Here is a 4,605-nt window from a genome sequence, read left to right as displayed (position 1 = left end):
GTCCGGCCTCACCGTCGAGGACAGCCCACAGGGCCCCCGCTGGACCCTCAAGGCCTAGCCAGGCCCTGCCCGGATCCGGTGTTTCCCGCACGGGCCGGACACGAGGACCGCCTCCTCACGGAGGCCGCACGCGCCGGGGCCGCACCCCCGTTCCCCCGTTCGGTGCGGCTCCGGCGCACTCTCTCCCGCCACCCCGGTCCGGCATCCCGCCCGCCCGTCAGCCCGTGCTGAGCCGGACGGCGGTGAAGTCGCGGCCGCCGTCGGATTCCCCCTGCGCCCCGCTCTCCCTCGCCCTCCCCCGCTCTCCCCCTGTTTCCTCCAAGTTTCCCTCCGCCCCCTGGACACTCCCCTACCCGTCGGTAAGGCTCACCCCGGCGTATCCGCCACAGCCGCCCCGCGCCTCGGGCGGAGTCTCAACTACCGGCGTGGACAGGGGGATTCATGAGTGGGATGAGCAGGACGAGTGGGATGAGCCGGCGGCGGTTCGTGGCGGGGGCCGGTGCCGCGGGGCTCGGGTCCGTGTTCCTGTCCGGGCGGGCCGTGGCGCGGGAGCGGGCGCTCGCCGAGAGTGCCGCGCGGGCCGTGCGGGTCGACGGGACCACGCTCCAGCAGGCCGCGACGGCCGTCGGGGACGGGGCGTACAAGCGGCTCACGGCCGGGCCCGGATGGCCGCTGGTGGTGCGGGAGGAGCTGCGCGGCGCCGGGAGCGGGCGCGACGGGCGGCGCACCGGGCTCGCGTCCTTCGTGCAGTTCACCGACCTGCATCTGACCGACACCGAGTCGCCGGTGCGGTTCGAGTACCTGGCGCGGCTCATCGACAGTGCGCACCGGCCGCAGGAGACGCTGACCGTGCGCGGCGCGTCCTCGCTCGTCGAGCGGGTCAACGCGGTGCGGCAAGGACCGTACACGGGGCTGCCGTTCCGGTGCGTGATGGCCACCGGGGACAACACCGACAACCACGAGCGGATCGAGCTCGACTGGTATCTGAGCGTGATGAGCGGCGGGCGGATCGTGCCGAACAGCGGGGATCCCGGGCGGTACGAAGGCGTCCAGAACTCCGGGAGCGGGCTGTACTGGAATCCCGGGTCCTCGGTGCCGGACGCCTACAAGGCCAAGGGGCTGCCCGAGATACCGGGGCTGCTCGGCGGTGCCGTCCGGCCCTTCGACGCGCCCGGGCTGAGCGTCCCCTGGTACACCACCGTCGGCAACCACGACGACAGCATCGAGGGCAGCCTGCCCGACCTCGGGCTGCTGAACGACCTCTACACCGGCTCCCTGAAGGTGGAGGGGTGTGACGACGCCACCGCCGCGCAGCTCGCGGACGCGCTGCTGCACGACCCCGGACAGGCCGCCGTACTGCTCGGCAAGCTGCTGGCCGGCGGCGGTGCCGTCCGTACCGTCACGCCCGACGAGCGGCGGCATCCGTTCACGCCCACCGAGTTCGCCCGGGCCCATCTCGACGCGAAGTACACCGGCGCGGGACCCGTCGGGCACGGCTTCGGTCAGGACTCCGTCGACAGCGGGCAGCTCTACTACACCTTCGACCTCGCCGACGGCGTCCTCGGGATCAGCCTCGACACCACCAACCGGGCCGGATTCGCGGACGGTTCGCTCGGCACCGCGCAGCTGAACTGGCTGGAGTCGGTCCTCAAGGACAACAGCGGGCACTGGTACGACGCCGACGGGCATGTGGTGCGCGGCGGGTCCGACGGCCGGCTCGTCGTCGTGTTCAGCCATCACACCAGCGCCACCATGGGCAATCTGCTGCCGGACCCCTACCGGCCCTTCGAGGGGCGGCACGGCGGGGCGGAACTCGTCACCCTGCTCCAGCGCTTCCCGAACGTCGTGGCCTGGGTGAACGGGCACACCCACACCAACCAGATCGTCCCGCACGGGCACAGCGTCCCCGAGCGCGCCTTCTGGGAGATCAACACCGCCTCCCACGTGGACTATCCGCACCACGCCCGGATCATCGAGATCGCCGACAACCAGGACGGCACCCTCTCCCTGTTCACCACCCTCATCGAGTCCGCCGCCCCCTACCGGACCGACTTCGCCGACGTCTCCGACCCGGGCCTCGCCGCGCTGTACCGCGAACTCGCCTACAACGATCCGTACGCCACCCCCGCCACCCGTATCGGCACCTCCGCCGACCACAACACCGAGCTGCTCCTCACCGCCCCGGCCGGGTAGGAGGGCGACACGTTCGGGCCCCTCATCCCGGTTCACTTGCAGATTTACGCAACTGCGCAGCTATCATTCCGGCACGGACAGCCAGCCAGACCGCCGGAGGCAGCTGACATGACCAGCGTGAAGAGCTTCTCCGTCTCGGGGTACGGGCCCGAACGGTCCCGGGTGACACGGCTGTTCGCCCGGGACTCGCCGCTGCGCCGGCTGGACTGGCCGATACTGCTGTCGGCCCTCGCGCTGTCCTTCATCGGCTCGCTGCTCGTCTACTCCGCGACCCGCAACCGCACCGCGATCAACCAGGGCGACCCGTACTACTTCCTGGTCCGGCACCTGATGAACCTCGGCATCGGGTTCGCCCTGATGACCGGCACCCTCTGGCTGGGCCACCGCGCCCTGCGCAACGCCGTGCCGGTCCTCTACGGTGTCTCGGTCCTCGGCGTGCTGCTGGTGCTCACGCCGCTCGGCGCGACCATCAACGGCAACCGCAACTGGATCGTGCTGGGCGGTGGATTCTCGCTCCAGCCCTCGGAGTTCGTGAAGGTCGCGATCGTCCTGGGCATGGCGATGCTGCTGTCGGCCCAGGTCGACGCGGGCGACCGGATGTACCCCGACAGCCGTGCCGTGGTCCAGGCGCTGGGGCTGGCCGCCGTACCGATCATGGTCGTGATGATGATGCCGGACCTCGGTTCGACGATGGTCATGACCGTCACGATCCTCGGCGTGCTGCTCGCCTCGGGCGCGTCCAACCGGTGGATCTTCGGCCTGCTCACCGTCGGGGTCGTGGGCGCCGTCGCGGTGTGGCAGCTCCATCTGCTGGACACCTACCAGATCAACCGGTTCGCGGCCTTCGCCGACCCGAACCTGGACCCCTCCGGCGTCGGCTACAACACCAACCAGGCCCGGATCGCCATCGGGTCCGGCGGGCTGACCGGGCAGGGCCTCTTCCACGGGGCGCAGACCACCGGGCAGTTCGTGCCCGAGCAGCAGACCGACTTCGTCTTCACGGTCGCCGGCGAGGAACTGGGCTTCGCCGGCAGCATCCTGATCATCGGCCTGATCGGGGTCATCCTGTGGCGGGCCTGCCGGATCGCGCGCGAGTCGACCGAGCTGTACAGCACGATCGTCGCCGCCGGGATCGTCGCCTGGTTCTCGTTCCAGTCCTTCGAGAACATCGGCATGGCCCTCGGCATCATGCCGGTGGCCGGCATCCCGCTGCCGTTCGTCTCCTACGGCGGCTCGTCCATGTTCGCCGTGTGGACGGCCGTGGGCCTCCTCCAGTCGATAAAGGTCCAACGTCCCGTCCAGGCCTAGGAAGTGCGCACCGAGCCCTCACGCCGGGCCCTGGGTGTTCCCGCCCAGGGTCACCGCCACCGCCCCGGCGCGGCCGGTCCCGGGTGCGGACGCCGCGTGGGTCCAGCCCCGGTCCGACGCGGTACTGGTCCAGCGCCGGCCGTCGAACGTCACGGACGTGGTGTGCAGGGCGGTGGCGTGACAGACCAGCCAGAGGGCGAGGGACCAGCCCGTGGCCGCCCGGTCGGGCGCGATCGGGTAGCTGACGCTGCCGCTGCCGGCCACGGACACGGCGGCCGGCGCCCCGCCGAACTCCCGCCGGACCGCGGCCGCGAGACCGCTCTCGCCGTCCGGCACCGAGCCCGCCGCGTCCGCGCCGCCACCGGCGACCCCTGCCCCGCCGGAGGCGCTCGCCTCGCCGGAGGCCGCCGACGCCCCGCTCACCGTGCAGCTCAGCGCCGGCCCCTCCCGTCCCGTCAGCACGTCGGCCAGCGTCGCCGCCATGTCCTCGTGCTGGGCGTACGCCTGCGGGTAGCCGCTGTGCTGGACCTGCTGCGCGGCGACGGTGACCGGCAGGCCGAGGTAGTCCGGCACCTTGACCAGCGCGTCGAAGAACCTGCCCGCCGCGTAGACGGGATCGCGGATCTGTGCGGGGGTGCCCCAGCCCTGGGACGGGCGCTGCTGGAACAGGCCGAGGGAGTCCCGGTCCCCGTAGGCGAGATCACGGAGTTTGGACTCCTGGATCGCGGTCGCCAGGGCGATGGTGACGGCCCGCTCCGGCAGGCCGCGCGCGTGGGCCACGGCCACGATGGTCGCGGCGTGGGACGCCTGGTCCAGGTCGAGCGAGACGGCCGTACCGTCCGGACCGTGCGCCGTGCACTCGTCGGAGGCCGGCGAACGGATGAAACGGACGGCGAGATAGCTCACGAGCGCCAGGACCACGCCCAGCCCGATCACGACCGCCCACGCCTTGCGGCGTCCCCTCCCGCGTGCCGCCACGTCGACCCTCCTCTTACCTGGCCCCGGCTACAGTTCAGTTGCGTTGTTGCGCAACCATATAACTCTGATCGCCGAGCCCCGGAGCGGGACAGGGGCGGCGGACCCGATCGAGGGGGAAGGCATGAC

General features: G+C 71.7%; 3 protein-coding genes. 2 read left to right on the top strand and 1 reads right to left on the bottom strand.

Annotated features, from left to right (window positions below; all coding sequences use genetic code 11):
• Positions 1-450 precede the first annotated feature (450 nt).
• On the top strand, positions 451-2,193 hold the full coding sequence (locus BIV23_RS45175; RefSeq protein ID WP_071386797.1) for a TIGR03767 family metallophosphoesterase: 1,743 nt from the start codon (positions 451-453) through the stop codon (positions 2,191-2,193).
• Between the two features lie 108 nt (positions 2,194-2,301).
• Positions 2,302-3,501, top strand: a complete 1,200-nt coding sequence (rodA, locus tag BIV23_RS45170; protein WP_071386796.1) for a rod shape-determining protein RodA — start codon at positions 2,302-2,304, stop codon at positions 3,499-3,501.
• A gap of 18 nt (positions 3,502-3,519) precedes the next feature.
• Here rodA and BIV23_RS45165 read toward each other — a convergent pair whose 3' ends face one another.
• Positions 3,520-4,479, bottom strand: coding sequence for a hypothetical protein (locus tag BIV23_RS45165; protein ID WP_071386795.1), 960 nt, complete (start codon positions 4,477-4,479; stop codon positions 3,520-3,522).
• Positions 4,480-4,605: the final 126 nt, after the last annotated feature.

The sequence above is a fragment of the Streptomyces monashensis genome (assembly GCF_001866665.1).
Lineage (GTDB): Bacteria > Actinomycetota > Actinomycetes > Streptomycetales > Streptomycetaceae > Streptomyces > Streptomyces monashensis.
This window is presented reverse-complemented; position numbering and strand designations above follow the sequence as displayed.

Excerpts from the sequence above, each read along its gene's own strand:
- BIV23_RS45175 (WP_071386797.1), top strand. The coding sequence starts at position 451 with ATGAGCAGGACGAGTGGGATGAGCCGGCGGCGGTTCGTGGCGGGGGCC.
- rodA (WP_071386796.1), top strand. The coding sequence starts at position 2,302 with ATGACCAGCGTGAAGAGCTTCTCCGTCTCGGGGTACGGGCCCGAACGG.